The 19,879-nt window shown below is 59.7% G+C and carries 31 protein-coding genes, 1 tRNA gene and 1 pseudogene; 18 read left to right on the top strand and 15 right to left on the bottom strand.

What is annotated here, in order from left to right:
- The first annotated feature begins 4 nt into the window (after nt 1-4).
- The 3 genes from ACNFIA_RS25390 (at nt 5) to ACNFIA_RS25380 (ending at nt 2,403) form a co-directional block, all read left to right on the top strand.
- Complete coding sequence (locus ACNFIA_RS25390; protein WP_259753987.1) at nt 5-400, top strand: PA2779 family protein; 396 nt, start codon at nt 5-7, stop codon at nt 398-400.
- A gap of 11 nt (nt 401-411) precedes the next feature.
- Nucleotides 412-1,356, top strand: a complete 945-nt coding sequence (locus tag ACNFIA_RS25385) for a PA2778 family cysteine peptidase (protein WP_416789731.1) — start codon at nt 412-414, stop codon at nt 1,354-1,356.
- A gap of 75 nt (nt 1,357-1,431) precedes the next feature.
- A complete protein-coding gene (locus tag ACNFIA_RS25380; RefSeq protein WP_416789730.1) occupies nt 1,432-2,403 on the top strand; it encodes a formate/nitrite transporter family protein in 972 nt (323 codons plus the stop codon).
- 34 nt (nt 2,404-2,437) lie between these two features.
- Here ACNFIA_RS25380 and ACNFIA_RS25375 read toward each other — a convergent pair whose 3' ends face one another.
- On the bottom strand, nt 2,438-3,721 hold the full coding sequence (locus ACNFIA_RS25375; RefSeq protein ID WP_259753991.1) for an NAD(P)/FAD-dependent oxidoreductase: 1,284 nt from the start codon (nt 3,719-3,721) through the stop codon (nt 2,438-2,440).
- Between the two features lie 185 nt (nt 3,722-3,906).
- Here ACNFIA_RS25375 and ACNFIA_RS25370 point away from each other — a divergent pair.
- A tRNA-Val gene (locus ACNFIA_RS25370) sits at nt 3,907-3,983 on the top strand.
- Between the two features lie 102 nt (nt 3,984-4,085).
- On the opposite strand, the gene ACNFIA_RS25365 is transcribed toward ACNFIA_RS25370, so the two are convergent.
- The 3 genes and pseudogenes from ACNFIA_RS25365 to ACNFIA_RS25355 form a co-directional block, all read right to left on the bottom strand.
- Nucleotides 4,086-4,877 (bottom strand): tyrosine-type recombinase/integrase, encoded by a 792-nt coding sequence (locus ACNFIA_RS25365; protein ID WP_416789728.1) that lies wholly within the window; start codon nt 4,875-4,877, stop codon nt 4,086-4,088.
- Between the two features lie 67 nt (nt 4,878-4,944).
- Nucleotides 4,945-5,004 (bottom strand): annotated as a pseudogene (locus tag ACNFIA_RS25360) (hypothetical protein); the annotation flags it as partial.
- Nucleotides 5,004-5,237 carry a hypothetical protein gene (locus tag ACNFIA_RS25355; RefSeq protein ID WP_416789727.1) on the bottom strand — a complete coding sequence of 78 codons (234 nt, stop codon included), beginning with the start codon at nt 5,235-5,237 and terminating at the stop codon, nt 5,004-5,006. The pseudogene ACNFIA_RS25360 and the gene ACNFIA_RS25355, both read right to left, overlap by 1 nt.
- Nucleotides 5,238-5,393: 156 nt before the next feature.
- Between ACNFIA_RS25355 and ACNFIA_RS25350 the strand changes: the two genes are divergently transcribed.
- The gene (locus ACNFIA_RS25350) at nt 5,394-5,519 is read left to right on the top strand and encodes a hypothetical protein (RefSeq protein WP_416789726.1); all 126 of its coding nucleotides are present in this window, start codon (nt 5,394-5,396) and stop codon (nt 5,517-5,519) included.
- Nucleotides 5,520-5,971: 452 nt separating this feature from the next.
- Complete coding sequence (locus tag ACNFIA_RS25345) at nt 5,972-6,241, top strand: hypothetical protein (RefSeq protein WP_416789725.1); 270 nt, start codon at nt 5,972-5,974, stop codon at nt 6,239-6,241.
- Nucleotides 6,242-6,805: 564 nt separating this feature from the next.
- Here ACNFIA_RS25345 and ACNFIA_RS25340 read toward each other — a convergent pair.
- Nucleotides 6,806-7,186, bottom strand: coding sequence for a hypothetical protein (locus ACNFIA_RS25340; RefSeq protein ID WP_416789724.1), 381 nt, complete (start codon nt 7,184-7,186; stop codon nt 6,806-6,808).
- Nucleotides 7,187-7,292: 106 nt separating this feature from the next.
- Here ACNFIA_RS25340 and ACNFIA_RS25335 point away from each other — a divergent pair, with 106 nt between their 5' ends.
- From ACNFIA_RS25335 to ACNFIA_RS25320, 4 genes are all read left to right on the top strand, one after another.
- Nucleotides 7,293-7,526, top strand: a complete 234-nt coding sequence (locus ACNFIA_RS25335) for a YceK/YidQ family lipoprotein (RefSeq protein ID WP_416789722.1) — start codon at nt 7,293-7,295, stop codon at nt 7,524-7,526.
- 81 nt (nt 7,527-7,607) lie between these two features.
- Nucleotides 7,608-7,829, top strand: coding sequence for a hypothetical protein (locus tag ACNFIA_RS25330; protein WP_416789720.1), 222 nt, complete (start codon nt 7,608-7,610; stop codon nt 7,827-7,829).
- Nucleotides 7,826-8,038 (top strand): hypothetical protein, encoded by a 213-nt coding sequence (locus tag ACNFIA_RS25325; RefSeq protein WP_416789719.1) that lies wholly within the window; start codon nt 7,826-7,828, stop codon nt 8,036-8,038. Before ACNFIA_RS25330 ends, ACNFIA_RS25325 begins: the two co-directional genes overlap by 4 nt.
- A 648-nt stretch (nt 8,039-8,686) precedes the next feature.
- Nucleotides 8,687-8,878 (top strand): hypothetical protein, encoded by a 192-nt coding sequence (locus ACNFIA_RS25320; RefSeq protein ID WP_416789718.1) that lies wholly within the window; start codon nt 8,687-8,689, stop codon nt 8,876-8,878.
- 232 nt (nt 8,879-9,110) lie between these two features.
- Here ACNFIA_RS25320 and ACNFIA_RS25315 read toward each other — a convergent pair whose 3' ends face one another.
- On the bottom strand, nt 9,111-9,608 hold the full coding sequence (locus ACNFIA_RS25315; RefSeq protein WP_416789717.1) for a hypothetical protein: 498 nt from the start codon (nt 9,606-9,608) through the stop codon (nt 9,111-9,113).
- The gene (locus tag ACNFIA_RS25310; protein WP_416789716.1) at nt 9,608-9,868 is read right to left on the bottom strand and encodes a hypothetical protein; all 261 of its coding nucleotides are present in this window, start codon (nt 9,866-9,868) and stop codon (nt 9,608-9,610) included. Before ACNFIA_RS25310 ends, ACNFIA_RS25315 begins: the two co-directional genes overlap by 1 nt.
- A 96-nt stretch (nt 9,869-9,964) precedes the next feature.
- Here ACNFIA_RS25310 and ACNFIA_RS25305 point away from each other — a divergent pair, with 96 nt between their 5' ends.
- The 3 genes from ACNFIA_RS25305 (at nt 9,965) to ACNFIA_RS25295 (ending at nt 12,057) form a co-directional block, all read left to right on the top strand.
- Nucleotides 9,965-10,657, top strand: coding sequence for a hypothetical protein (locus tag ACNFIA_RS25305; RefSeq protein ID WP_416789714.1), 693 nt, complete (start codon nt 9,965-9,967; stop codon nt 10,655-10,657).
- A gap of 284 nt (nt 10,658-10,941) precedes the next feature.
- Complete coding sequence (locus ACNFIA_RS25300; RefSeq protein ID WP_416789713.1) at nt 10,942-11,283, top strand: hypothetical protein; 342 nt, start codon at nt 10,942-10,944, stop codon at nt 11,281-11,283.
- 435 nt (nt 11,284-11,718) lie between these two features.
- On the top strand, nt 11,719-12,057 hold the full coding sequence (locus tag ACNFIA_RS25295; protein WP_416789712.1) for a DUF1654 domain-containing protein: 339 nt from the start codon (nt 11,719-11,721) through the stop codon (nt 12,055-12,057).
- Here the strand turns inward: ACNFIA_RS25295 and ACNFIA_RS25290 are convergent.
- From ACNFIA_RS25290 to ACNFIA_RS25260, 7 genes are all read right to left on the bottom strand, one after another.
- On the bottom strand, nt 12,054-12,287 hold the full coding sequence (locus ACNFIA_RS25290; protein WP_416789710.1) for a hypothetical protein: 234 nt from the start codon (nt 12,285-12,287) through the stop codon (nt 12,054-12,056). The genes ACNFIA_RS25295 and ACNFIA_RS25290 overlap by 4 nt on opposite strands.
- Before the next feature lie 194 nt (nt 12,288-12,481).
- Complete coding sequence (locus tag ACNFIA_RS25285) at nt 12,482-12,697, bottom strand: hypothetical protein (protein WP_416789709.1); 216 nt, start codon at nt 12,695-12,697, stop codon at nt 12,482-12,484.
- A gap of 508 nt (nt 12,698-13,205) precedes the next feature.
- Entirely contained in the window at nt 13,206-13,577 is a 372-nt protein-coding gene (locus tag ACNFIA_RS25280) for a hypothetical protein (protein WP_416789707.1), read from the bottom strand.
- A gap of 187 nt (nt 13,578-13,764) precedes the next feature.
- Nucleotides 13,765-14,241 (bottom strand): DUF4411 family protein, encoded by a 477-nt coding sequence (locus ACNFIA_RS25275; RefSeq protein WP_416789705.1) that lies wholly within the window; start codon nt 14,239-14,241, stop codon nt 13,765-13,767.
- A complete protein-coding gene (locus ACNFIA_RS25270) occupies nt 14,228-15,373 on the bottom strand; it encodes an ImmA/IrrE family metallo-endopeptidase (protein ID WP_416789703.1) in 1,146 nt (381 codons plus the stop codon). The genes ACNFIA_RS25275 and ACNFIA_RS25270 overlap by 14 nt, the downstream gene beginning before the upstream one ends.
- Nucleotides 15,374-15,522: 149 nt before the next feature.
- Nucleotides 15,523-15,696: a hypothetical protein gene (locus ACNFIA_RS25265; protein ID WP_416789702.1), complete on the bottom strand. Its 174-nt coding sequence runs from the start codon at nt 15,694-15,696 to the stop codon at nt 15,523-15,525.
- 41 nt (nt 15,697-15,737) lie between these two features.
- Nucleotides 15,738-16,583, bottom strand: a complete 846-nt coding sequence (locus tag ACNFIA_RS25260) for a S24 family peptidase (RefSeq protein WP_416789700.1) — start codon at nt 16,581-16,583, stop codon at nt 15,738-15,740.
- A 94-nt stretch (nt 16,584-16,677) separates the two neighbouring features.
- Here ACNFIA_RS25260 and ACNFIA_RS25255 point away from each other — a divergent pair, with 94 nt between their 5' ends.
- Nucleotides 16,678-16,899 carry a transcriptional regulator gene (locus tag ACNFIA_RS25255; RefSeq protein WP_416789699.1) on the top strand — a complete coding sequence of 74 codons (222 nt, stop codon included), beginning with the start codon at nt 16,678-16,680 and terminating at the stop codon, nt 16,897-16,899.
- Here the strand turns inward: ACNFIA_RS25255 and ACNFIA_RS25250 are convergent.
- Entirely contained in the window at nt 16,818-17,108 is a 291-nt protein-coding gene (locus tag ACNFIA_RS25250; protein ID WP_416789869.1) for a hypothetical protein, read from the bottom strand. The two genes, ACNFIA_RS25255 and ACNFIA_RS25250, sit on opposite strands and share 82 nt — an antisense overlap.
- A gap of 65 nt (nt 17,109-17,173) precedes the next feature.
- On the opposite strand from ACNFIA_RS25250, the gene ACNFIA_RS25245 reads away from it, so the two are divergent.
- The 4 genes from ACNFIA_RS25245 to ACNFIA_RS25230 all read left to right on the top strand — a co-directional run bounded on the left by ACNFIA_RS25245 (nt 17,174) and on the right by ACNFIA_RS25230 (nt 19,781).
- Nucleotides 17,174-17,641 (top strand): YmfL family putative regulatory protein, encoded by a 468-nt coding sequence (locus tag ACNFIA_RS25245; protein ID WP_254473664.1) that lies wholly within the window; start codon nt 17,174-17,176, stop codon nt 17,639-17,641.
- Between the two features lie 154 nt (nt 17,642-17,795).
- Nucleotides 17,796-18,635, top strand: a complete 840-nt coding sequence (locus ACNFIA_RS25240) for a helix-turn-helix domain-containing protein (RefSeq protein WP_416789697.1) — start codon at nt 17,796-17,798, stop codon at nt 18,633-18,635.
- Nucleotides 18,622-19,416, top strand: a complete 795-nt coding sequence (locus ACNFIA_RS25235; protein ID WP_416789695.1) for a DUF6148 family protein — start codon at nt 18,622-18,624, stop codon at nt 19,414-19,416. The genes ACNFIA_RS25240 and ACNFIA_RS25235 overlap by 14 nt, the downstream gene beginning before the upstream one ends.
- A complete protein-coding gene (locus ACNFIA_RS25230; RefSeq protein ID WP_416789694.1) occupies nt 19,416-19,781 on the top strand; it encodes a tape measure protein in 366 nt (121 codons plus the stop codon). The genes ACNFIA_RS25235 and ACNFIA_RS25230 overlap by 1 nt, the downstream gene beginning before the upstream one ends.
- Nucleotides 19,782-19,879: the final 98 nt, after the last annotated feature.

Below are 19,879 nucleotides of genomic sequence, written 5' to 3'. Positions count from 1 at the left end.
CAGAATGACCATAACAAAACGGGTGAAAAGCCTTGCAGCAGTCCTGGTGTTCGCGCAGCTGGGTGTGGTGGCGCAAGTCCCGTTGGCCCAGGCCGCCATGGTGGGCACAGGCGAGGTGTTGCAGGCTCGGCAGCAACAGGTCGACCGTGAACAGCTGTTGAAGATGCTCGATGACCAGGGCGTGCAGAAGAAGCTGCAGTCCATGGGCGTGGAACGCAGCAAGGTCGAGCAGCGCATCAAGAGCCTGTCCAATGAAGAGCTGGCGCAGTTCAACCAGCAACTGGACGAGGCGCCCGCCGGTGGCATCATCGGCATCATCCTGTTGTTCCTGCTGATCTTCGTGATCACCGACATGCTCTGTATCACGCACATCTTCACCTTCGTCCGGTGCCAGCGTTGAGGCGCTGGGCCATGGCCGTCGCGTTCGCGGCGGCCGTGGCACTCGGCGGCTGCGCGCAGTCGCCGACGTTGCCATCCAGTGTCGATGCGTTGCCGGAGCGGGTCGAGCTTCGCGACGTGCAGTTCTTCCCCCAGCAGGAGTTCCAATGCGGCCCCGCCGCACTGGCGACCATGCTCAACCAGCGTGGCGTGCGGGTGACCCCGCGGGCGCTGAAGGATCGGGTATTCATCCCCGGGCGCGAGGGCAGCCTGCAGGTGGAGCTGGTGGCGGCGGCGCGGGAGAGGGGCATGCTGGTCTATCCGCTCAAGCCGCGCCTGGAGAACATCCTCAGCGAGGTGGCCGCGGGCAATCCGGTGCTGATCCTGCAGAACCAGGGGCTCGACTGGCTGCCGGTCTGGCACTTCGCGGTGGTGGTCGGCTTTGACCGCACCCGCCATGAACTGATCCTGCGTTCGGGCATCACCGAGCGCCTGGTGATCGACTTCACCGCCTTCGACGTGACCTGGAAACGCAGCCAGCGCTGGGCGGTGCTGACCGTGCCCGCCGATCGCCTACCGGCCACGGCTGAGCCGACCACCTGGCTGAAGGCGGCCCATGATCTGGAGGAAACCGGCCAGACAGCCCTGGCCGAGCAGGCCTACCGTACGGCCACAAAGGCCTGGCCACAGGAGTCGCTCGGCTGGTTCGCCCTGGCCAATGCGCGCTACACGGACGGCAAGCTGGGCGATGCCGAGGACGCGCTGCGCCGCAGTGTCGATGCCAAGCCGACCTTTGCAGCGGGCTGGTTCAACCTCGCCAACGTGCTGGGTGAGCGCGGTTGCCCGCAGCAGGCCGGCGCGGCGGCGAGCTGCGCGCGGCAGTTGGCGCCGGACGATGTGCGCTTCTCCCAGTCGGTCAGTGCCACGGCGGTGGAGGGAGCCCGTTGCCAGGCGGTGCCGGCATGCCCGGCGAACTGAGGCGCGCAGGTTTCCTGAACCGAAGCGGGGCGAACGCAGCCTAACCCAGCAATACCCCTCAGCGAGGTGTCTTGCATGGCGAGCGAAAATCCACCGGCACGCGGCGGCGCCCAGTCGCGAGCCAGTTCCGATGAGGCGAAGGAGCGCCCTGAGCGCGCGCCCCGTGGCGAGGCGCAGGACGCGAAGGCGGAGAGCGACACCGCGGACGACCTCTCCGCCGAGGAGCGGCGCAAGGTCGAGAAGAGCCAGCCGCCGCGGCCGTTGGTCCTGCATGAGGTCATTCGCCTGCAGGGCAATCACGAACTGGACCGCACCCTGGCGGCGCTCTGGTGGTCGGCACTGGCCGCCGGGCTGACCATCGGCCTGTCGCTGATGGCCATGGGGTTGTTCCGCGCGCGCCTGCCGGAGCACGACATGGCGGTGATCACCACCAGCCTCGGCTACCCGGTGGGCTTTCTGGCGATCATCCTTGCGCGCCAGCAACTGTTCACCGAAAACACCCTGACGGCGGTACTGCCCGTGATGAGCGAGCCGACGCTGGAGAAGTTCGGTCAGCTGCTGCGGCTGTGGTCGGTGGTGCTGGCGGGCAACGTGGTCGGCGCGCTGCTGTTCGCCTACGGCATGCTGCATTTGCCGATCTTCGACACCAAGGCGGACCAGGCCTTTCTCGATATCGGCCGCGAGGTGATGGAGAACGACCACTGGCAGATGTTTTCCAAGGGCATCGTCTCCGGCTGGATGATCGCCACCATGGTCTGGCTGGTGCCGGCGGCGGAGCACGCCAAAGTGTGGATCATCTTCCTGGTCACCTACCTCATGGCGCTGGGCAGCTTCAGCCATATCGTGGTCGGCACCTGCGAGGTGGGTTACCTGATGTTCGCCGGCGAGGTCGGACCCGGGGCGTTCGTCGTCGACTTCGCGCTGCCCACGCTGGCGGGCAATATCGTCGGCGGCAGCCTGATCTTCGCGTTGATGAGCCATGCTCAGGTGCGCAGCGATACGTCGTCGCCGCCGGAAAAGCTCCCGGAAAAGAAAACGGCGCCCTGAGGCGCCGTTTTTTCGGGCGGTACGACGCGAGGCGTCAGATGCCCAGCTTGTCACGCATGGTGTAGTACCAGGCGCCGATCGCGGAGAACGGCACCTGGAACATACGGCCACCCGGGAAGGGGTAGTGCGGCAGGGTGGCGAAGGCATCGAAACGCTCGGCCTGGCCGCGCAGCACTTCGGCCAGCAGCTTGCCCGCCAGGTGCGTGTAGGTGACGCCGTGGCCGGAGCAGCCCTGGGAGTAATAGATGTTGTCGCCGATGCGGCCAACCTGTGGCAGGCGCGACAGGGTCAGCAGGAAGTTGCCGGTCCAGGCGAAGTCGATCTTCACGTTCTTCAGCTGCGGGAAGACCTTGAGCATCTTCGGACGAATGATCGCCTCGATGTTCGACGGGTCGCGCGCACCGTAGACCACGCCACCACCGAAGATCAGGCGGTTGTCGCTGGTCAGGCGGTAATAGTCGAGCAGATAGTTGCAATCCTCGACGCAGTAGTCGGTCGGCAGCAGCGATTTGGCCAGGTCGGCGCTCAGCGGCTCGGTGGTGATCACCTGGGTGCCGCACGGCATGGACTTGGAGGCCAGCTCCGGCACCAGGCCGCCGAGGTAGGCGTTGCCGGCCACCACGATGAACTTGGCTTTCACACGGCCTTTCGGGGTGTGCACGACCGGGTTAGCGCCACGGTCGATCTTCACCGCCGGGGATTGCTCATGGATCACGCCGCCCAGGGATTCCACGGCCGCGGCTTCGCCCAGGGCGAGGTTCAGCGGGTGGATGTGGCCGCCGCTCATGTCGAGCATGCCGCCGACATAGCTGTCGGTGCCGACGACTTCGCGAATGCGCTTGGCGTCCATCAGTTCCAGCTGGGTGTGGCCGAAGCGCTCCCAGAGCTTCTTCTGCGATTCCAGGTGGCCCATCTGCTTGGCGCTGAGGGCCGCGAACACGCCGCCGTCCTTCAGGTCGCACTGGATGTTGTACTTGGCGATGCGCTCGCGAATGATGCGGCCGCCTTCGAAGGCCATATCGCCCAGCAGCTTCGCCTGCTTGGCACCGACGCTGCGTTCGATGACGTCGATGTCGCGGCTGTAGCTGTTGACGATCTGACCGCCGTTACGGCCCGACGCGCCGAAACCGACCTTGGCGGCTTCCAGCACGGTGACCTTGAAGCCGTTTTCCAGCAGGAACAGGGCGGTCGACAGGCCGGTGTAGCCTGCACCGATCACGCAGACATCGGTTTCCACCTCGCCCTGCAGTTCAGGACGGGCCGGAACCGGGTTGGCCGACGCTGCGTAATAGGAAGAGGGGTAGGAGGTGTGCGGCATAATGCACCTGTGTTTGTTATTTTTTACGAGATGTGCGGATGCTACCTGAGTCGCATCTGGCCGGCTAGTGCCCGTGCAAAATAATTTACGGACGGTCGAACATAAAAAAATTCACTTTTTCAGTAAGTTAGCGAAAAAAGTGCTTGACGCTCCGAAACCATCGCGTAGAATGCGCCCCACACGACAGGCACATAGCTCAGTTGGTTAGAGCACCACCTTGACATGGTGGGGGTCGTTGGTTCGAGTCCAATTGTGCCTACCAAACAAACCCGCTTCTGGCGGTACTTAGAGGGCGATCCGAAAGGGTCGCCCTTTTTGTTTTTTCAATATTTTTTCCAAACCTTTGCAAAACGGCGGTTGCGGCCTAGAGCTTCAGGTCGGCTCGCACCCTCTGATACTCGATCGCCTTCTCTTCGTGTCCCTCCTGATAGTAGGTCGTCATCTCACCGTCGGCATGGCCCATCAGCGCCTGCACGTACTCGGTAGGGAATCCCTGCTTTTCATATAGCCAGGAACCCAGCGCGCGCAGTTCGTGCACAGTTGGCCGTGCAAGCTTGTTGGGGATGTGGTTGTACGCCCCGCAGTCGTCCCTCGCCTTGGTGAACTGTTTCGACAGGTAATCGTCTGTCACAGCGCTCCAGTGCAACTTCGCCTCCATCTGATCCCGTCGGCGCCGCTTCGGCATGTAGCACAGCAGGTAGGGGCTGGCGATTGGCGTGCTCAGGCACTCGGCCACCACCTGACGCAGGTCGGGACCCATCTCTATCTCCAGGTGGATGGGCGTTGCGTAGTTCTCTGTCTTACCGGTGGAGATGCGGATAGTGTTCTTCGCCATATCCACGGCGGAGCGCTCCCACGTCACCAGGTCCTCACGACGTTGCAGGCTCAGTAGTGCCAGGCGAATGGCGCGCTTCAGCCAGTCTGGCGTGGTGTTCGCTGACAAGATTTTCTGAACACCCTCGAGCGTGTGCCGCTGGCGCACTTTCTCGGCCTCCTGCTTCACCAGGGTGAGTTCGGCGAAGTTGCGCTCGGCCAAGCCTTTGGCCGCTGCGAAGTCGAAGATCTGCACCCAGAGGGTGCGGTGCTTCGTATAGGCGTTGTTCTGGAACTGATCCAGATAGGCCGCCATCTCCAAGACATCGATCTGGCCGAACATCCGGCTGCCGAGGTCTTTCTTGTACCTTCCCTGTGATCGGGTTTCGGTACCGCCAGTACTTCCCGTTCGGATAGAGGTTATCGGGTAGCGCGCGATTCTTGCTTTCGCGCTTGCGCGGCGGTGCCATCAGCTCAGCTCCATCATCTTGGCCAGCAGCGGGTCATCCGAACCGGTGAGGGCTGCCTGCAGGTCCACGAAGTACATCCCTCCTTTTATCTCACCCACCACTTCTCCTTCCTCAATCCATCGTTTCAGTTGCTGCAGGCTCGGCTTGCCGCCGGCGTACCTCAGCTTTCTATACTCGCCGGCCTCCATCAGGCGCGGCATCTTCGCGGTAATTTGTGAAATCACCTTTGCCATGGGCAATACCTCATCCGGCCGGCACCCGCCGGCCCTGTTGATCGTTGTGGTGGATTTGCTGGAGATGGCCGGCGCGTTGACATCTATCAGTCAGGCGCCGAACGAGAAGGGGGAGACTTAGGTCAGGCGCAATGAGCGTGTTTGGAGGACCTGAAGATGAAAGCTCTCTTCGAACTGGTAGATCTGATTAGCGGTGACGATGCCGTTGTTGCGCTCGGCGTTTTTTCACTGATCGCAGGCGCTCTTACCGTGGCCGCGGTATTGCTGATTGGCATGAGCTGAGGCGGATACCTGGTAGGCCTTGAGGGTTTGTTCGGACATGACGAATCCTTGCGCCTGCTGGCGCGGAAAAGAGTTTCCGGAAAAGGGCAACTTATTACTGTGGCTCGAAATGACACAGCACCTGGCTCGCAACGCGCTTCCCTGGCAGTGGCCACAGGCCTAGCGTCACCTGAATTGAGGGGTGATTTCGTGGATAAGAAACCGATACAGGTAGGCTCCGACCCAATCTGCCCGCGGTGTGGTGGAATAGATTTCCTTTCATCGGAGGTGCGGCGAGACCCGGTAACCTTCGAAGTCATCCACGACTTGCTGTGCGTGAAGCGCGAGTGCCAGGAAGTGGTTGGCGTGATGTCCCTGGTCTCCCTGTCGGAGGTGGCGCAGTAGTAGCGCAATGACATTAAGTGGAGTAGGTTCGGCTGATTCCGTATGACGCATGGTGGCAGGAGACGGTCATGTCTGAGGACGTCGAGAAGGTTCCGGCAGTGACGGATTCCGTTCCCAAAGCGGAGCCCACGATGCGGCATGTAATCGAGCCACCTTTCAGCGTGACCGTGGAAGGCAACATGGTCCATGTCGACGCGGCGTGTCCTGCGCTTTGGGGGGGCGACAAGTCAGTGGCTGTCCGCTTGAGCTTCACGCCGGGTGCCGCTAAAGCGCTGTCCCAATTTCTTAACAGGCTGGAGTTTTCGGACGGCGACGTGAAAAGTCACCGTATCAACTGACCTGAGCTTCTCGGGCCTCCGAAACCAGCATTCGATTAGGTTTGCTTGGGGGGGGCCGATTAGAGGCCTGCGCTACCGACTGCCAGGTCGCTCCTATCCGACCACACCGCGGGATAGCGCTGCTGATCCGTTTATGGCGTTCGGCAATGCCAAGACTGGGCGTAGGCAATACCGTCGACAATTTCCGTCCCCGTAATAACCAAGATTTCGCCGAGCAGGCTATGCACCTGGACGTCATACAGGGGCGGTATATCGGGAACAAAATTTCCGCCGCATTTGAACGAGGCTGTAACGGCTGGCCGCCCCATGGGGGTTGTCTTGGCCAAGCCGATACGAATGTCTCCCTGCAAGAGGTCGACGCTTAGATCCCGGCGTCCGTCCATGGCGCGCCCGCGGTGGCGCATACGGCGAAGGATGAATTGCATTGCGAGCACTGGATAAATAATCAGTATTCTGCCGGCGCTCCAGAAGGCCGTCGAGCTCATCACGCCGAGCGGTCGAGCTGCTCCAGCAGCCTCCGCCCAATCCACCGCGCCTCGGGAATAGCCTTGCTGTTTCCGTTGCTCAGTCGTCCTCAGTAACCGAAGCGCAGCCGCTGTCCAGGTTGCGCAGATCTTGAATGAAGATTGTGTTCGTGCCGTCTGTTACCGACCAGCTGGGAAGCTCCAGATGTCGGAAGGTGCCGCAGAAGTGGCGATAAGCGCCCAGGGCGGCGCGACGGAATGACTTGGCTGCCACCTTGCCAACTGGCAAGTCTTTACCCCCCCCTGTCAGGCGGAGCTCGTAGACATTCAAGTCGGCGATGCGCTTGGCTGCTGCGCGGATGGTGCTTGGCGCACAGCGAAACTCTTCCGCCACTTCGCTGACCGTCTTGCCGGCGAGGGCATCAACGATCGATTGGTCACGGCCTGGATTGCGCAGGCCTGCGTAGATGACTGCTTGCATTGGGTTTCTCCAGGTAGAGCGCCGCCGCGCGCACTTAGGAAACGTCCTATTGCGACGGTGAGGGCTGGCCGTCAGGGTTCTCGCTCCAACGAAGGAGCGGGTTTAGATGGGGATGTGGTTCAGGGCGATATCAGTTGCCCTTGTGGTGCTCAGCACGAATGGCTGCGCGAGTTCGTTGGGGCATTTGTTCGATCCGTGCCCTTACACAGGAGTACAGCTCGATCTGAAATCGTGGGACGTTGTGGGCCCGCTAATGATCGTTGACCTGCCATTCTCTGCAGTGCTCGACACCGTCCTGCTGCCGATCGACCTGATCGATAACCGATCCTGCAACTGGTAGAGCGTCACTGCGCCGCGATTGCAGCGGATAGCAGCTATGTTTATGTGCTGGTGCTAACTGAATTCAGCAGGGGACTGAGCAATGCCCAGGGATCGTTCAACAGAAGAAGTGCGTGTCACGTTGGCTGAACTGTCGTTTCAGGATGAAGCGGCCGCACTGGTGTTGGAGCGCGCTGCGCTTGAGCTTCCTGACAGGCTGAGCGGCGAAGTAACGGAGGTAATCGAACTGCTACGCAAGCAGGCGGCGACCCTTCGATTGTTGGCGGAGCGGGTGCAAGAAGGTGGTATAGCGGTACTGCAATGAATAGTGCGGAGAAACAACTGCTGATGGCTCTGCGCACGACGTCGTTCAACAACGCATCCGTGGCGGACCGTCTGGGCTCTTTAGCCAGGCAAATACCGGAGTTGGACCGCGAGCTACGCGCGATGGCGAGCCAGTTGGAAAATGACGCCGACACCTTGGAGGTGTTTGTGCAGGAGATCCACGAGGGGCGGATCTTACGTAGTCCCTAATAGCCACAGTAGGTGGGTAACGCTTCAGGGGGATGGAAGGGGGTCCGCCATACGTCAATGGGTGGAGGAGTGCGCGATCCCTCCTATCTAGTAGAAACCCGGCATTCTGCCGGGCGTCGTTATGGGGCTAAGGCACCCGCTCAAACGGCGGGTGTGTCGTCTTCGCCGGGATCCTCTGGAGTGTCAGGACCGGGATCGTCCGGCGTCACCCAATCTTCGGGGCGCTGTTCTGGTAGCGGATCATTCGACGGTTGCTGCAGCGGGTCACCCGAGTCGCCAGGCATGGGTGAGTTTATGGGTTGGCCGGTACCTTGGCCGGGGTTCTGAACCGCATTGAATATTGTGAATCGGGACAGGGTCATACATCACCTCACTTGAGGCCGGGAATCGGCCTCAAAGTTTGGAGGTGATGGTCGAACGCTCGTTCAACCTTTTCACTGTGTCTGCCCGACCTTGCGTCGGCTTACTCCCTCACATCTCTTGCAGTCGTGGCGGCCGCCGCGAATAGGGCGTATAGGTGGTTCGCTCATTTCGGCCGGAGGCCCGCGAAATGCACAAGGATTTCGTTATCTGCTCATCAGCGGAATACGTAGTGCGCGCCCTAGCTGGCGGGATCGCGGTGCGGCGGTGAACGACTCAGAGAAGCAAATGCTGAAGACGCTGAGGTCGACATCCTTCAATAACGCCGCTGCGGCTGATCGCCTTACATTGGCGGCTACTCTTTTCCCGGCTATCGCCACAGAGCTATTGGGAATCGCGAATCAACTCGAGTTGGATGCGGGCGGCCTAGAAATTTTCGTCCGGGAAATCCACGAGGGGCGGATATCACGCTTGCCTTGATTCTGCGCCGCTCTGGGTTTGAGAGTTCGGAGAAGTAGCCCCTGGGGATCGACGGAGAGTCGCAAAGTCGGCGCGGGCCTTCGCGGTCATCTGGAGCAGTTGCTGCAACGATGGTTGGACCTGTTCCCTGGTTTGCATGGCTGATCCTCCGCCGATGTGATTCCGGTCACATAGTAGCTACTTGTCATCACGCGAATCTTGTCTCCGCTCCCGCGAAGCTGCAGCAAGTTGACTATAGCTCCTGCGCATCGCGCCGCGCGGCTTCTTGCCGGCCGAGCCTTTCGAGCTGGCGCGCCACGAAATCGGATGGCGTGACATCGTGGCGCGGAATAGCGAGGAGGGGAGCGGAGCCTTCCGGGCCCAGGTCATGGGCATGCATGATCAAGAGCTGAACCGCTTCGGAGATCTCCTCGATGCCATGCCAGCCCATCAGATCGGCGAAGACCTGCCTCGGCCCCGGGCGCAACCTGTGGCGCAGCAGTTCGTTGCAGTTATCGCCACCTGAGCCTCGGTCGATGAAGAACTTCGCGGAGGCTTCTTTTCCCAGGGCGTGAGTATTCAGGATGAGCAACTGAACCGCTTCGCTGATCTCGAGCAGGCCATGCCAGAGCATTAGGTTTTCCAGCATCGCCCGAGTGCCATGGCGCACCTGGTGCCGCAGCTCGATTTCGTCCAGGCGCTGGCGCTTTTCGGCAGAGGCCTTGCTGCGTTCCTTCTGGGACTTGGCCATCAGCCTTCCGCTCCGATGTCATCGCGCTTGCGGATGGTTAGCTGCTCAGCGCGAGCAATCGCTTCCTGGTAATCACGACGGAAACTGGCGACCTTGTCGGTTGCAGTGTCGATGATGTGAAAGAAGCCGCGGCCAGAGGGGCGGATCTGGTAGGCAGGCTTTTCCACTACGACGGTGCGGCGCTCTTCGAAGGCTGCCCGCGCGGCGGCGGTAAGCGGGAGCAGCTCGGCCAGCTGCGGGCGAAAGTTCAGCTGTTGCATGGCGGTCACCTCATCTGGAAGTTTTCATTCGTTTGAATGATGTGAAAGTGCCAGTTCCCGCTTATGCTTCGGCGGACATCCTGGGGAGGGGAATAGATGACAAAAACTGGTCTGAACGTGCTAGTCGCATGTGGTCTGGCGGCCATGGCAGGGGGCGCGCTTGCGGCGGGGTACAACTGCGATTGCTCGCAGATCGTGGGTTCATGCGCAGCCAGCATCTCTGTGAAGCCGACTGAGTCCACGAAAGGCTCATATGGTGCCGAGCTGACGATCACCTCATCGTCGCCCATCTGCTCAAAGGTCGATTACTACATCGACGGCACGCCCTATTTCACCGTGCTCAGCCAAGGGAATACGGCGTCCGACAGCACCTATGGGCTCAAGCCGATCTTTCGCGAGAACGTGAAAATTGAGAGCTGCAAAGTGTGCAAGCAGGTCGGAGGAGAGCAAGGCACCAAACCCGGAAACACTGATCAGAATCAGGAGAAGCCGGCCGACGTCGATTACTCCGGTACTTGGTCGCTCACCGGTACCTGCTCGTGGGGTAGCGGTTCTTCCAGCATCATTCTCACCAAAGCCGGCGAAGGACGCTATCGAGTGTCCGGAAGCCTTCCGAATCACTCGATCGATTCAGGGATTGTGGAGGGTACGAGCATTACGGTTCATGGCAGCCACTGGCTGGGGAACACGTCGACGTACTCCGGGACAATTACCGGCCCCACATCCATGCAAGGCACCTTCACCCAAGGAAACACTGCCGAGGTCTGCAACTGGACTGCGCATAAGTGAAGTGAAAGGCCCATCCGGGCCTTTCTGGTCTCACAAAAGTACCGCCTTATGTGAGCGTTTCGCGGCTCGCCCGGCTTGTTGCCGAACTGCCTGGGCTGTCGGTCACATGGCTGCATCCTCCGGCAGAGTTACCCGCGGGGCAGGGCGCGGGCGCCCTTGGTCCAGTCGCGCGCCGGAATTCCTATCTGCATTGTTGTGACGCAGAACGTACCGATGGTCGCGTCGCTGGGTGCATTCGAAAGGAGGGTTGTATACAGTCGGTCACCAACTAAGGGAGTAGTGACGTGGCCGTAGTTCTAAGGTTCTGGCTGATGGTCGTTGGGGCAGTTACGCCACTGCTTCTCGTCGACCTGACTCAGCGTCGCCAGATACTTTGGGTAGGCGTGATGTTCGCGACAGTCAGCTTTGTCTACGTCTCGATCCGGGCGGTTGCTCGAGTCAACGAGCCATTCAAGACCTGGTGCCGTACAAGCCGGGTCGGTCCCTCTGTCACCGGCTTCTGCGGCGCAGTGGTCTCCTCCACGCTCGCAGTGAGTCTGGTGGCGCTTCCTCTCCCGTTCTGGGCATGCGCCACTGTCAGCGGATTCCTGGCCTTTGCGGCACTGATGCTCGTCTTGGCCGATTGATCCCGACTGCGCGGCATTCGCCCATTCCTCGCCGGCGCGTTGGGCGGCTTCGAGGCTTTCGAAGTTGTCGGTGTCCGGCGTGATTCCGCAGCCTGGTTTCCACCTGCTCAGCACGTGCAGCGTATTGGCGTAGCTGCTGACTGTTGCCCACCGCTGGGCACCTGGAGTGCCGAGCCGGCTGTCGTGCGGGAAGGGGCGCGTCCAGGCCGGGGCGTTTTTTCCCTGCGTGGCCATACCTACGCCGCTCCGCTCGGCTCGGTGGCCTGGCGCCGGTGTGATGGCGTGAAATGAAGATAAGCCAATGCCTAATTTTATTGCAATAGGCATTGGCTAATTTTTTTGAACGAGGGTCGTGGAGACTTAGGCAGCGCCTTGCAATGTGCAGTCATGATCAAATACTGTATGGACATACAGTACTTGTAAGGAGCTATGGAAATGACGAAACAAGCGGTCTCGGCATCCACGGGTAGCGGCCTCAATGAGCTGGACCGGCTGCGCCTGCGGATCTCGGCGATGGTGGGAAGCCCTAAGGCTCAGGCCGATCGGCGCGCAGTGATCTGGCGCCTCGACAGCGACACGGACGAGGCTTGGAGCCAAGTGATGGATGAGTTGGCGGAGACGGATGGATTGACGGTAACCAAGCTCGAGGACGGGACGGCGGTGCTGGAGTGGCAGCCGGCCGAGGAGGAGGGCGAGGGTGCCCTGGAAGGAGGGGAAGAGCCACCGGCGGACTTTAAGGTGCAGTACCTACACGATCAGCCGGCGCCGTTCTAACGTTCAGTTTCTGGCTTATCTTCGGCCTTCGAGGCCGCATGCTGGTGCAAGCGGAATGAGATCTTTTCCAGTTCCGCTGTGAGTTGGTCAAGATGCAACAGCAGATCCCGCGCCTTGCTTGAGGAGTCCGCGCTGATTTGTACGTCTGTGGCTTCTGAAATCTGCAGGAGCCCTGTGCTTACAGAGCTGATGGTATCTAGCGCGGCAACAATTAATTTGCGGGTGTCCATCGTCGTATGCTCCGGGTGGGACTGCCGATCCGATTTGGACAGGGTGAAACGAAGAGGTACAACCTTATCGCTTTGTGCCGTCGGCTGCCGGAGATGTTGCTCTCCGGCAGCCACATACATTCGTATTAATCGCTGCGCTATTGTTGCCTCTCACAGTCCGCGTATGGCGGTACGGGCTCGCATTAGCGCAGAGGTCATGCCTCTTCTCTGTCGACCGCGTTCGAGCCGAGGCGCTTGGAAAGGGTTTCCAGCGTGCCCGCCAGTACACCTAGCTGGCGTAGCAAATCACGAGATTTTTCAGCCGCATTTGTCGCCAAGCTAGCATCCGCGGCGTCCGATATTTTTGCGAGCGAAGCGCTCACCGAGTTGATCTTTTCAATGGTGGTATGAATCAGATTCTCGAGTTCCAAACCAAAAGTCCTCCAGATTGAGTTCACATAGTTGGGACCAAACGAGACGGTGCTGAGTTCAGGCGAATTGGATTTCGGGGTAGGAGATTGAGCAGATGCATGGCGCGCGAGACGCGCTGAGTGGTAGCTAAAAGGCCGCCCTGGTAGGCGGCCTTGTCGAGGAGAAACCTTCGCGGGGATTCCCTTTTGACCAAGGGACTCTACCGGAAAATGAATAGGACCTCGACCAGCTGTGGACAAGCCACTGCTCAACCCCCGTCCCTGGCAATATCCATAAAAAGCCGCCAAGGTCGGGGGGCGAGCTTGGCGGCTGGGGACTTATCGAGAAGGTCAGACTTTCCAGCTTCTGCGGCGGATTTGGTCTGAATCCTCTTACGAGGACAAGGCGGCATTTGCGGATACCGCCTTACGCCATCAGCCTCCCTTCTGCGTGGCGCAACCAGAGCTTACACCTATTGGCATTTGGCCAGTATAACGACTCGCGCCAACTGAATCGCAATCCGAGCCTCTATGCGCCCACACTCAGCTTTCCGGCCGCCCACTTCTGCTCGAACTCGCGTTTGGCTCTGAGCTTGTGGTTCAGGCACTCGACCATCTGCTGGTCAGTCTTCCAGTTATCGCATCCCCGGGGCGCTTGGTAGAACTTGTCCCACGCGGCATCGTGCTGGCGCTGTGACTCAGCTGCAGCCTTCATGACCTGGGCGTCGTACTGATCGACTTGGTGAGAGGGTGGAGGAGAAGGGCGGAGCTGTTGCTGCTGGCGCGCTGCCTGCTCCTGGATCTTCGCCATGGCGGCCTGTGCGCGTTCCATCTGGCGCTCAGCCATGTACTCGATCGCCGCGACCCGCGCGTAGTACATCACCACGCAGGTGATGAGCACGCCAATGAGACCGAGGGGCCCAGGACTGGAAGGTTTGCGGATGGCGTCGTGCCATGAGGATGCTCCATGCGGTGATGGCTGAATGCTATGCACCTTTGGAACAAGAGGGAAGCGGCGACTTGGGGGGGCAGCGCTTGCCCGACTGGCAGGCGCCGCTCTCGTCGCTATTTCCAGTCGTCAATTTAGATCAGAAAGTTGCTTTGGATTGCTTGATGTATTCCAAGAAGTCAATGCAGTACGTCGGCGGCTTTTTGATTTTACAAACAGCAGGTATCTTGTATTTTGAAAGCACTTTTGGAAGATCGATTTGGATCTTCTCGTTTGAGACTAAGTTGAATCCCTTGTGCTCTGCTGACGCAATAATAATTAGGTCGTTTTCACCGACGCCAGCCCCATACTTGTCACCGACTATTCCAAGTAGTGACTTGAGCTCCGCAGCACACCTGAGTATTTCGGTGTTTGGGATAATTGTCGCGATCTCATTGTCTTCTAGCCATTTTCCGCAGTCGGGGGCTTTGTGGGAGACTTCTTCAAAGGCAATGTCTGGCATCTGTAATGTGCCAAAGAATACTTGGTTTTCTAGCCATTTCCAGAGCGCTGGAAAGTGCTCCTTCGGATAGTTGTCCCAAGCATAGATCATCGATGAAGCATCAAATGCCCACATAGTATCCCTTCAGATCTTGTATGTCTTTTACCTTAATTCCATCAAGGTAAGTGCTCGCTTTGGCTAGCGAGATGTTCTTCGCAACGAGTGATCCAAGGACCACTTTTACAAAACCGTCACCGAAAATGTGCATTGGCTCTCGATGGCGATAACCCCGGCTTCCGCCTTTTTCAGGCTCCGGAAGTTTTAGGCTATTCCGCCAGGCTCGGTAAGCGCTATAGTCCTCTGGTGTGATTCTGTTGTTATCTAAAAGTCTTCTTAAAATAACCTCGCCACTGACTCCCCACTTTTTCCGCTGAGGAGCTAGCCATTCGTCATACTCGCTCGCGTCCAACGGCATTTTCCTGTCATTGATTGCCGTAAGGAACTGATCAGGCACAAGTACGTGTCCCGCGAATTCGTTAGCCTCTCGCTCTGGGCCGCTCAGGTTATATAAGTCGCCATCATCGTCTATCGAACTGTGCTTATGCATGAGGATATGCCCGAGCTCATGCATCAGAGTGAAAGTCTGAAGTGTTTCGGAATACTGCTTCTTGACGAATATTAACGGGCATTCGACGTGGTAGATGGAGAACCCGAGAACTGGATTTTCCTTGGCAATTTGCCATTGCCCCTGATAGCCATTGCTCCGGAATACGAGTATGCCTCGACGCTCGATAGCTGCGCGATATTGATCAAATGTTGACTGAGTATGCAGTCCTAACCAATTGCGTGCGAAATCTGCCGCAGCTATTGGATCTTTTTCGATTTCGGGGTGGATGAAGCTCGGAGTATTGTCAGTCTCCACTTCATCCCGTAACTCTAGGTAAATATCTCTTTGCCGCTCTGCTCTTTCGATAAGAGCTCGAAGCTTATGCGAGATATTCGGTTTTTGGTTGGCGATACTTCGAAATGCTGGCGTATGAACGTTCTCGGGGCGAACGTCGCCTTCCTCCATAAAGAAGAGAATTCCTCGACCGAAGAAGTCAGCAATTTTCTTGAGCTGGCTATAGGTAAGCCCACGCTCACCATCAAGCGCTTTTCTGAGCGTCGCCTCGCTCACGCCAGTTTGTAGCGCAAGCTCGTGCAGCGATATACCGCTGTCCTCGCAGCACCAAGCTATCCGTCCGTGATTGAAATCTATCCTTTCCATTAACCCCGAACCTCAGTTCGCTTTACAGCCATGCATGGTCAAGCTTACGTATGGCAGGGAGTTCCGTCGAATTTTAGCGCCCAGTGGCTGGTCGTTTTCTACGCAAATTGCGCATTTCACACCAGCAGCCCATGTCCGTGGCATCGATCTCATCCTTGTGTCGTCGCCCCGAAAAGTGCATGCAGCACTGCCAGTTCAAGCACCGCAACGATGATGCAGCAGGCTACGAACTCAGGGCTGAACACTCGATTCGATTTCTGACCTGATCCAGGCCAGTCGAAGAGTGCGGAACAGAGGTCGCCGAGCATTTCGAGCAGACTCATTAAGAGGTCCCTCGCCTCGTCCTGAGGCACGCCGCTTTTGGTTACACCAGGTGCGCGTTCCAGACCAGCAGTACGCGCGCATGGATGTAAGTCTCATCCATCCGGATGACCCTATCCTTGTGCTGCTTGTTGTCCGAGATCATGTCGAAATGCTCGGCATCGTGAACCTGGAGGCGCTTGATGTAGAGGTGCCCCTGCCAGGTGAAGATGAACACCCCATCCCCGTTGAACGCCTGAACGCTGATGTTAACGATCATCGGGTCAGCATGCTTGATGGTGGGGTACATCGAGTTACCCCAGCCGTACACCATCTTCAGGTGATTCGGATCATCGTAGGTGACGCCGATCTTACGCAGCTGCTCCTGGCTGACCTTCACGTCGCGGAGCATTTCCATGTAATCGGCCGGCACCTGGCCGTTACCCATCGCGCCGCGGATGTCGTAGTGCGCGATGCTGATCTCGTCGCCTACCGGGCCAGGGCGGGAGAAGTCACCAACGATCACGTTCGTTTCGGTTGGCGAGGTTTCGGTTAGCGATTCCACCACCGCTTGGGCGATTTTTTGCTTTGCCGCGCCGGTTAGCCCTTTGCCATGACGCTGCAACATTTCCATGACCTTGTCAGCAGCAGATGCTGATGGCACGGGAACCTTGGGCGGTGCCACCAGCTGCGCTTCTTTCTCGCTCAAGCCCCAGTGCTCTGCTCCGACGGTGTCTGAAAAGAAGGAGATGAGCTCAATGAGCTTTGCTTTATCGATCCTGCCGGTGTTGATCCAGCCTTGGACAGACGGGGGTTTCACGCCGAACTGCTCTGCGAGAGCTTTTTTCGACATGTTCTTGGCGAGTCGGGCGGCCTCGATGGCGGCGCCGAGATTAGGTCCAGTAAGCATTGCCTAATTAACGTCAATCGCCCTCTGGTTAGGCAATGGCTTGCCATTTATTAGCTAATGCCTTATTTTCTCCGCAACCTGTCGGAGAAATGGCATGACACCACCCGAAGCAGCATCGAAGGCCGCCAAGTTAATCGGAAGCCAAGCGGCTCTCGCGCGACTCCTCAGAGTTCGACCGCCCACCGTCAGCCAGTGGTGTAACGGAGAACGCCCAATTCCTGCGCCTCGCGCCGTTCAGATCGAAACATTCACCAATGGCGAAGTCTCGCGGGTGGAGCTGTGCCCATCCTTCCCCTGGGCAGTCGTCGCTAATTGAAATTCCATCAGAGCTGAGTCGAAGGTCCGCATCACCGGGCCACCCCAGACAGTATTGATTATTTCAACTCGAGCCAGGTCGGCCTGCCTCTGTAGATGTTCATGCACGGTTTCGAACATCAACGGTGGCAGCGAAGCGAATAACGCATTGAGTTGAGCCTGCAGGGCGAACACCTGGCCCTGCAGATGGTGAATGGATGGCTGGCGCATGGGCGACTCCCTCGCTGGCAATGGTTCCAACGATAGGCGCGCAGTCGCCGAGGAAAAACTAGGACATGAACCACTCCGTACTAGACACCCGCCGGAAGGTGATGGCCGCCATCGTGAATGGCTATCCCGGTGGCAAGGACTGCGCCGCCGCACGCCTTGGCATCAACGAGAAGCGCCTGGAAAACCAGATCTACGAGACCGCCGGGTGCAAGCCGCTGAGTGACTCGGAGCTGCACCTGTTGGAGCAGCAGAACGGTACGCACCACCTGCCGAACTACATCTGCTCGCTGTATGGCGGGGTCTTCGTTCCGCTGCCTCATGTCGAGGAGTTGGACAGCGTCGAGTTGCACCAGCGCACGGTCACCGCGGCAGCTCGGAAGGGGAAGGTGGATCTGATGATCGCCGAGGCCCTGGCGGACGGGGAGATCGACGCGAGCGAAGCCGCAATGATCCTGGCACTCCACGCCAAGTACGTGGCAGCGCGGCATGAAGAAGTCCAGGCCACGATCGTTCTGTACGCCGCGAAGGACTGAAGCCCAGAAAAAACAAACCCCGGCGAGTGTGGGGACACGGGGCCGGGGTTCGTAGCAACGAGGGAAGTATGCATATGAAAACCGGATCGAACAACAGCGCGCCACGAAATCCCGCTAAGGCGAATCGTGGCGCGGAACTCTGGGAGCTCAGCCAATGAGCACCATCATCATGTCGGCCTGCTGGCCGCTGCAGGGGCTGACGCCGGCGCAGAAGGCTGTGCTGATCAGCTTGGCGGACAACGCGAACGACGAGGGCGTGTGCTGGCCTTCGGTGGCGAAGATCGCAGAGCGCACTTGCCTGTCCGAACGAGCGGTGCAGCAGGCGATCAAAGTGCTGAACGAGTGCAACGCGCTGACCATCGAAGCGCGCCAGGGGCGGTCGACGATGTTCACCGTAACCCCCGCAGCATTTGCACCCCCGCAGAAGGTTCACCCCCGCAGCAAATGCACCCCCGCAGGATCTGCACCCACCCCCGCACCTGCTGCACCCCCACCCCCGCAGGATCTGCACCCCACCCCCGCAGATGCTGCACCCAGAACCGTAATAGAACCTTCAGTAGAACCATCAAAGAACCTTTCGCCGGCCGGTTCCGGCCAGCCCGAGGATGAGGTGGCCCGCCAGGAGGCATGCCGCTCGATCTGGTCGGCATACGCGGCGGCCTACCAGCAGCGTTACAGCATCGCCCCGATTCGCAATGCCAAGGTCAACGGGCAAGTTCGCGAGCTGCTGAAGCGCTTGGGCACCGATGAGGCCCCGGCGGTGGCCGCCTACTTCGTCGGGATTAACGACGCCTACCTGATCCGCAACTGCCACGACCTGGGCTCGCTGCTCGCCAAGGCGGAGTCGTACCGCACCCAGTGGGCAACAGGCTCCCAGGTCAACGGCACCACTGCTCGGCAGATCGAGCAGACCCAGGCGAACGCGAACGCCGCCCAGGAGGCCGCGCGCAGCCTTCGCGAGAAGGGGGAGGGCAAGAAGAATGCTTTCCTCTGAAGAGCAATCCCAACTGGCCATGGCCATCGTTGCAACCGCGGAAGTCCTGGGTCAGCTGATGAGCGCCAAGGCCGCCGAGATGATGGCCGAGGATCTTGCGGCGCACCCTGTCGAGCTGATCGCCAATGCCCTGCGCGCGTGCCGTCGTGAGCTGACCGGCAAGCTCACATTGGCGGCGATCCTGCAGCGGGTCCACGGCGCCGATGGCCGCCCCGAGCCGAACGAGGCATGGGCGATCGCCATGCAGTCGATGGACGAGGCCGAGACGGTGCTCATGACGCCGGAAATTCAGAAGGCGGCGGCCGCGGCGACGCCGATCTACGAAGCCGGCGACAAGGTGGGTGCCCGGATGGCGTTCATCTCGGCCTACGAGCGCTTCACGCTCGCCGCCCGCCAAGAAGCGCGTCCGGTGAGTTGGGCGCTGTCCTTGGGGCATGACCAGAACAGCCGGGCTCGCGCCATCGAGGAGGCGCGCGTGCTGGGGCGTCTTCCTGCGCCCACTGCAACCCTGCTGCTCACCCATCACAACCTGGAGCCTGCGGGCGAGGGCGGCAGGGCCATGGCTATAGAACTTTCCCAGGCCAAGGCCATCTTGGAGCGGTACGTGGAGGCAGAACTGGCGGTGCTCGATGGCCGCTCTGTCACCTTCGGCGCACGCACTCTGACGATGGCTGACTTGGATGAGATCCGCGCCGGCCGACAGGAGTGGGAGCGCAAAGTGGCGAATCTCGAAAGCGCCGCTCGCGGCAGGTCCCGACCCTACAAACTGGCGGTGTTCTGATGAACTGGTTCGATCGTGTGTTGGAGCCCTTCGCTCCCGGCTTCGTGGCCAGTCGCCTGCGGAGTCGTGCACTGATCAGCGGCGCAAGTGCAGAGGAGGCGGACGCCTCTATCATCCAATTCGCCCAGGCCCTTGGCGCAGGTGCGCTGCGCGGTGACGAATTCAACTCTGTCGCCGAGCAGACGCCGCGCCTGATGCGCGCCTTGGCCGACGGCCTCGGGGTCGCTCGGGGCGCCCTGAAGCAGATGGCCAACGACGGTCAGCTGACCGCCAATGTGGTCATCAACGCCTTGCTGAAGCACGCCTCCGGCCCTTCGACTGGATTCGCTATTCCAACAATCTGCTGGGCCTCTATGCCCGCGTGAAGCCCGCAGAGCTGTACATCCAGCACTACCGAGGGCCGGCAGCGCCGGTCGACGGTGCGGAGGCGTACCAAGTCCGCCGAGCCGACCTGGACGAGCCC

The sequence above is a fragment of the Pseudomonas sp. NY15437 genome, from assembly GCF_048068435.1.
GTDB lineage: Bacteria > Pseudomonadota > Gammaproteobacteria > Pseudomonadales > Pseudomonadaceae > Pseudomonas > Pseudomonas nitroreducens_B.
Note: the sequence above shows the minus strand (reverse complement) of the source record. Positions and strands in the feature narration are given on the sequence as shown.

Coding starts and splice junctions, on each gene's coding strand:
- ACNFIA_RS25235 (WP_416789695.1), top strand. CDS start 18,622: ATGCTTTCCTCTGAAGAGCAATCCCAACTGGCCATGGCCATCGTTGCA.
- ACNFIA_RS25230 (WP_416789694.1), top strand. CDS start 19,416: ATGAACTGGTTCGATCGTGTGTTGGAGCCCTTCGCTCCCGGCTTCGTG.
- ACNFIA_RS25315 (WP_416789717.1), bottom strand. CDS start 9,608: ATGGCCAAGTCCCAGAAGGAACGCAGCAAGGCCTCTGCCGAAAAGCGC.
- ACNFIA_RS25380 (WP_416789730.1), top strand. CDS start 1,432: ATGGCGAGCGAAAATCCACCGGCACGCGGCGGCGCCCAGTCGCGAGCC.
- ACNFIA_RS25265 (WP_416789702.1), bottom strand. CDS start 15,696: ATGAGTCTGCTCGAAATGCTCGGCGACCTCTGTTCCGCACTCTTCGAC.
- ACNFIA_RS25310 (WP_416789716.1), bottom strand. CDS start 9,868: ATGCAACAGCTGAACTTTCGCCCGCAGCTGGCCGAGCTGCTCCCGCTT.
- ACNFIA_RS25290 (WP_416789710.1), bottom strand. CDS start 12,287: ATGGACACCCGCAAATTAATTGTTGCCGCGCTAGATACCATCAGCTCT.
- ACNFIA_RS25330 (WP_416789720.1), top strand. CDS start 7,608: ATGCCCAGGGATCGTTCAACAGAAGAAGTGCGTGTCACGTTGGCTGAA.
- ACNFIA_RS25245 (WP_254473664.1), top strand. CDS start 17,174: ATGAACCACTCCGTACTAGACACCCGCCGGAAGGTGATGGCCGCCATC.
- ACNFIA_RS25305 (WP_416789714.1), top strand. CDS start 9,965: ATGACAAAAACTGGTCTGAACGTGCTAGTCGCATGTGGTCTGGCGGCC.
- ACNFIA_RS25240 (WP_416789697.1), top strand. CDS start 17,796: ATGAGCACCATCATCATGTCGGCCTGCTGGCCGCTGCAGGGGCTGACG.
- ACNFIA_RS25250 (WP_416789869.1), bottom strand. CDS start 17,108: ATGCGCCAGCCATCCATTCACCATCTGCAGGGCCAGGTGTTCGCCCTG.
- ACNFIA_RS25345 (WP_416789725.1), top strand. CDS start 5,972: ATGTCTGAGGACGTCGAGAAGGTTCCGGCAGTGACGGATTCCGTTCCC.
- ACNFIA_RS25275 (WP_416789705.1), bottom strand. CDS start 14,241: ATGTGGGCATTTGATGCTTCATCGATGATCTATGCTTGGGACAACTAT.
- ACNFIA_RS25340 (WP_416789724.1), bottom strand. CDS start 7,186: ATGCAAGCAGTCATCTACGCAGGCCTGCGCAATCCAGGCCGTGACCAA.
- ACNFIA_RS25365 (WP_416789728.1), bottom strand. CDS start 4,877: ATGTTCGGCCAGATCGATGTCTTGGAGATGGCGGCCTATCTGGATCAG.
- ACNFIA_RS25270 (WP_416789703.1), bottom strand. CDS start 15,373: ATGGAAAGGATAGATTTCAATCACGGACGGATAGCTTGGTGCTGCGAG.
- ACNFIA_RS25335 (WP_416789722.1), top strand. CDS start 7,293: ATGGGGATGTGGTTCAGGGCGATATCAGTTGCCCTTGTGGTGCTCAGC.
- ACNFIA_RS25350 (WP_416789726.1), top strand. CDS start 5,394: ATGAAAGCTCTCTTCGAACTGGTAGATCTGATTAGCGGTGACGATGCC.
- ACNFIA_RS25390 (WP_259753987.1), top strand. CDS start 5: ATGACCATAACAAAACGGGTGAAAAGCCTTGCAGCAGTCCTGGTGTTC.
- ACNFIA_RS25325 (WP_416789719.1), top strand. CDS start 7,826: ATGAATAGTGCGGAGAAACAACTGCTGATGGCTCTGCGCACGACGTCG.
- ACNFIA_RS25355 (WP_416789727.1), bottom strand. CDS start 5,237: ATGGCAAAGGTGATTTCACAAATTACCGCGAAGATGCCGCGCCTGATG.
- ACNFIA_RS25295 (WP_416789712.1), top strand. CDS start 11,719: ATGACGAAACAAGCGGTCTCGGCATCCACGGGTAGCGGCCTCAATGAG.
- ACNFIA_RS25260 (WP_416789700.1), bottom strand. CDS start 16,583: ATGCTTACTGGACCTAATCTCGGCGCCGCCATCGAGGCCGCCCGACTC.
- ACNFIA_RS25385 (WP_416789731.1), top strand. CDS start 412: ATGGCCGTCGCGTTCGCGGCGGCCGTGGCACTCGGCGGCTGCGCGCAG.
- ACNFIA_RS25375 (WP_259753991.1), bottom strand. CDS start 3,721: ATGCCGCACACCTCCTACCCCTCTTCCTATTACGCAGCGTCGGCCAAC.
- ACNFIA_RS25320 (WP_416789718.1), top strand. CDS start 8,687: ATGCTGAAGACGCTGAGGTCGACATCCTTCAATAACGCCGCTGCGGCT.
- ACNFIA_RS25255 (WP_416789699.1), top strand. CDS start 16,678: ATGACACCACCCGAAGCAGCATCGAAGGCCGCCAAGTTAATCGGAAGC.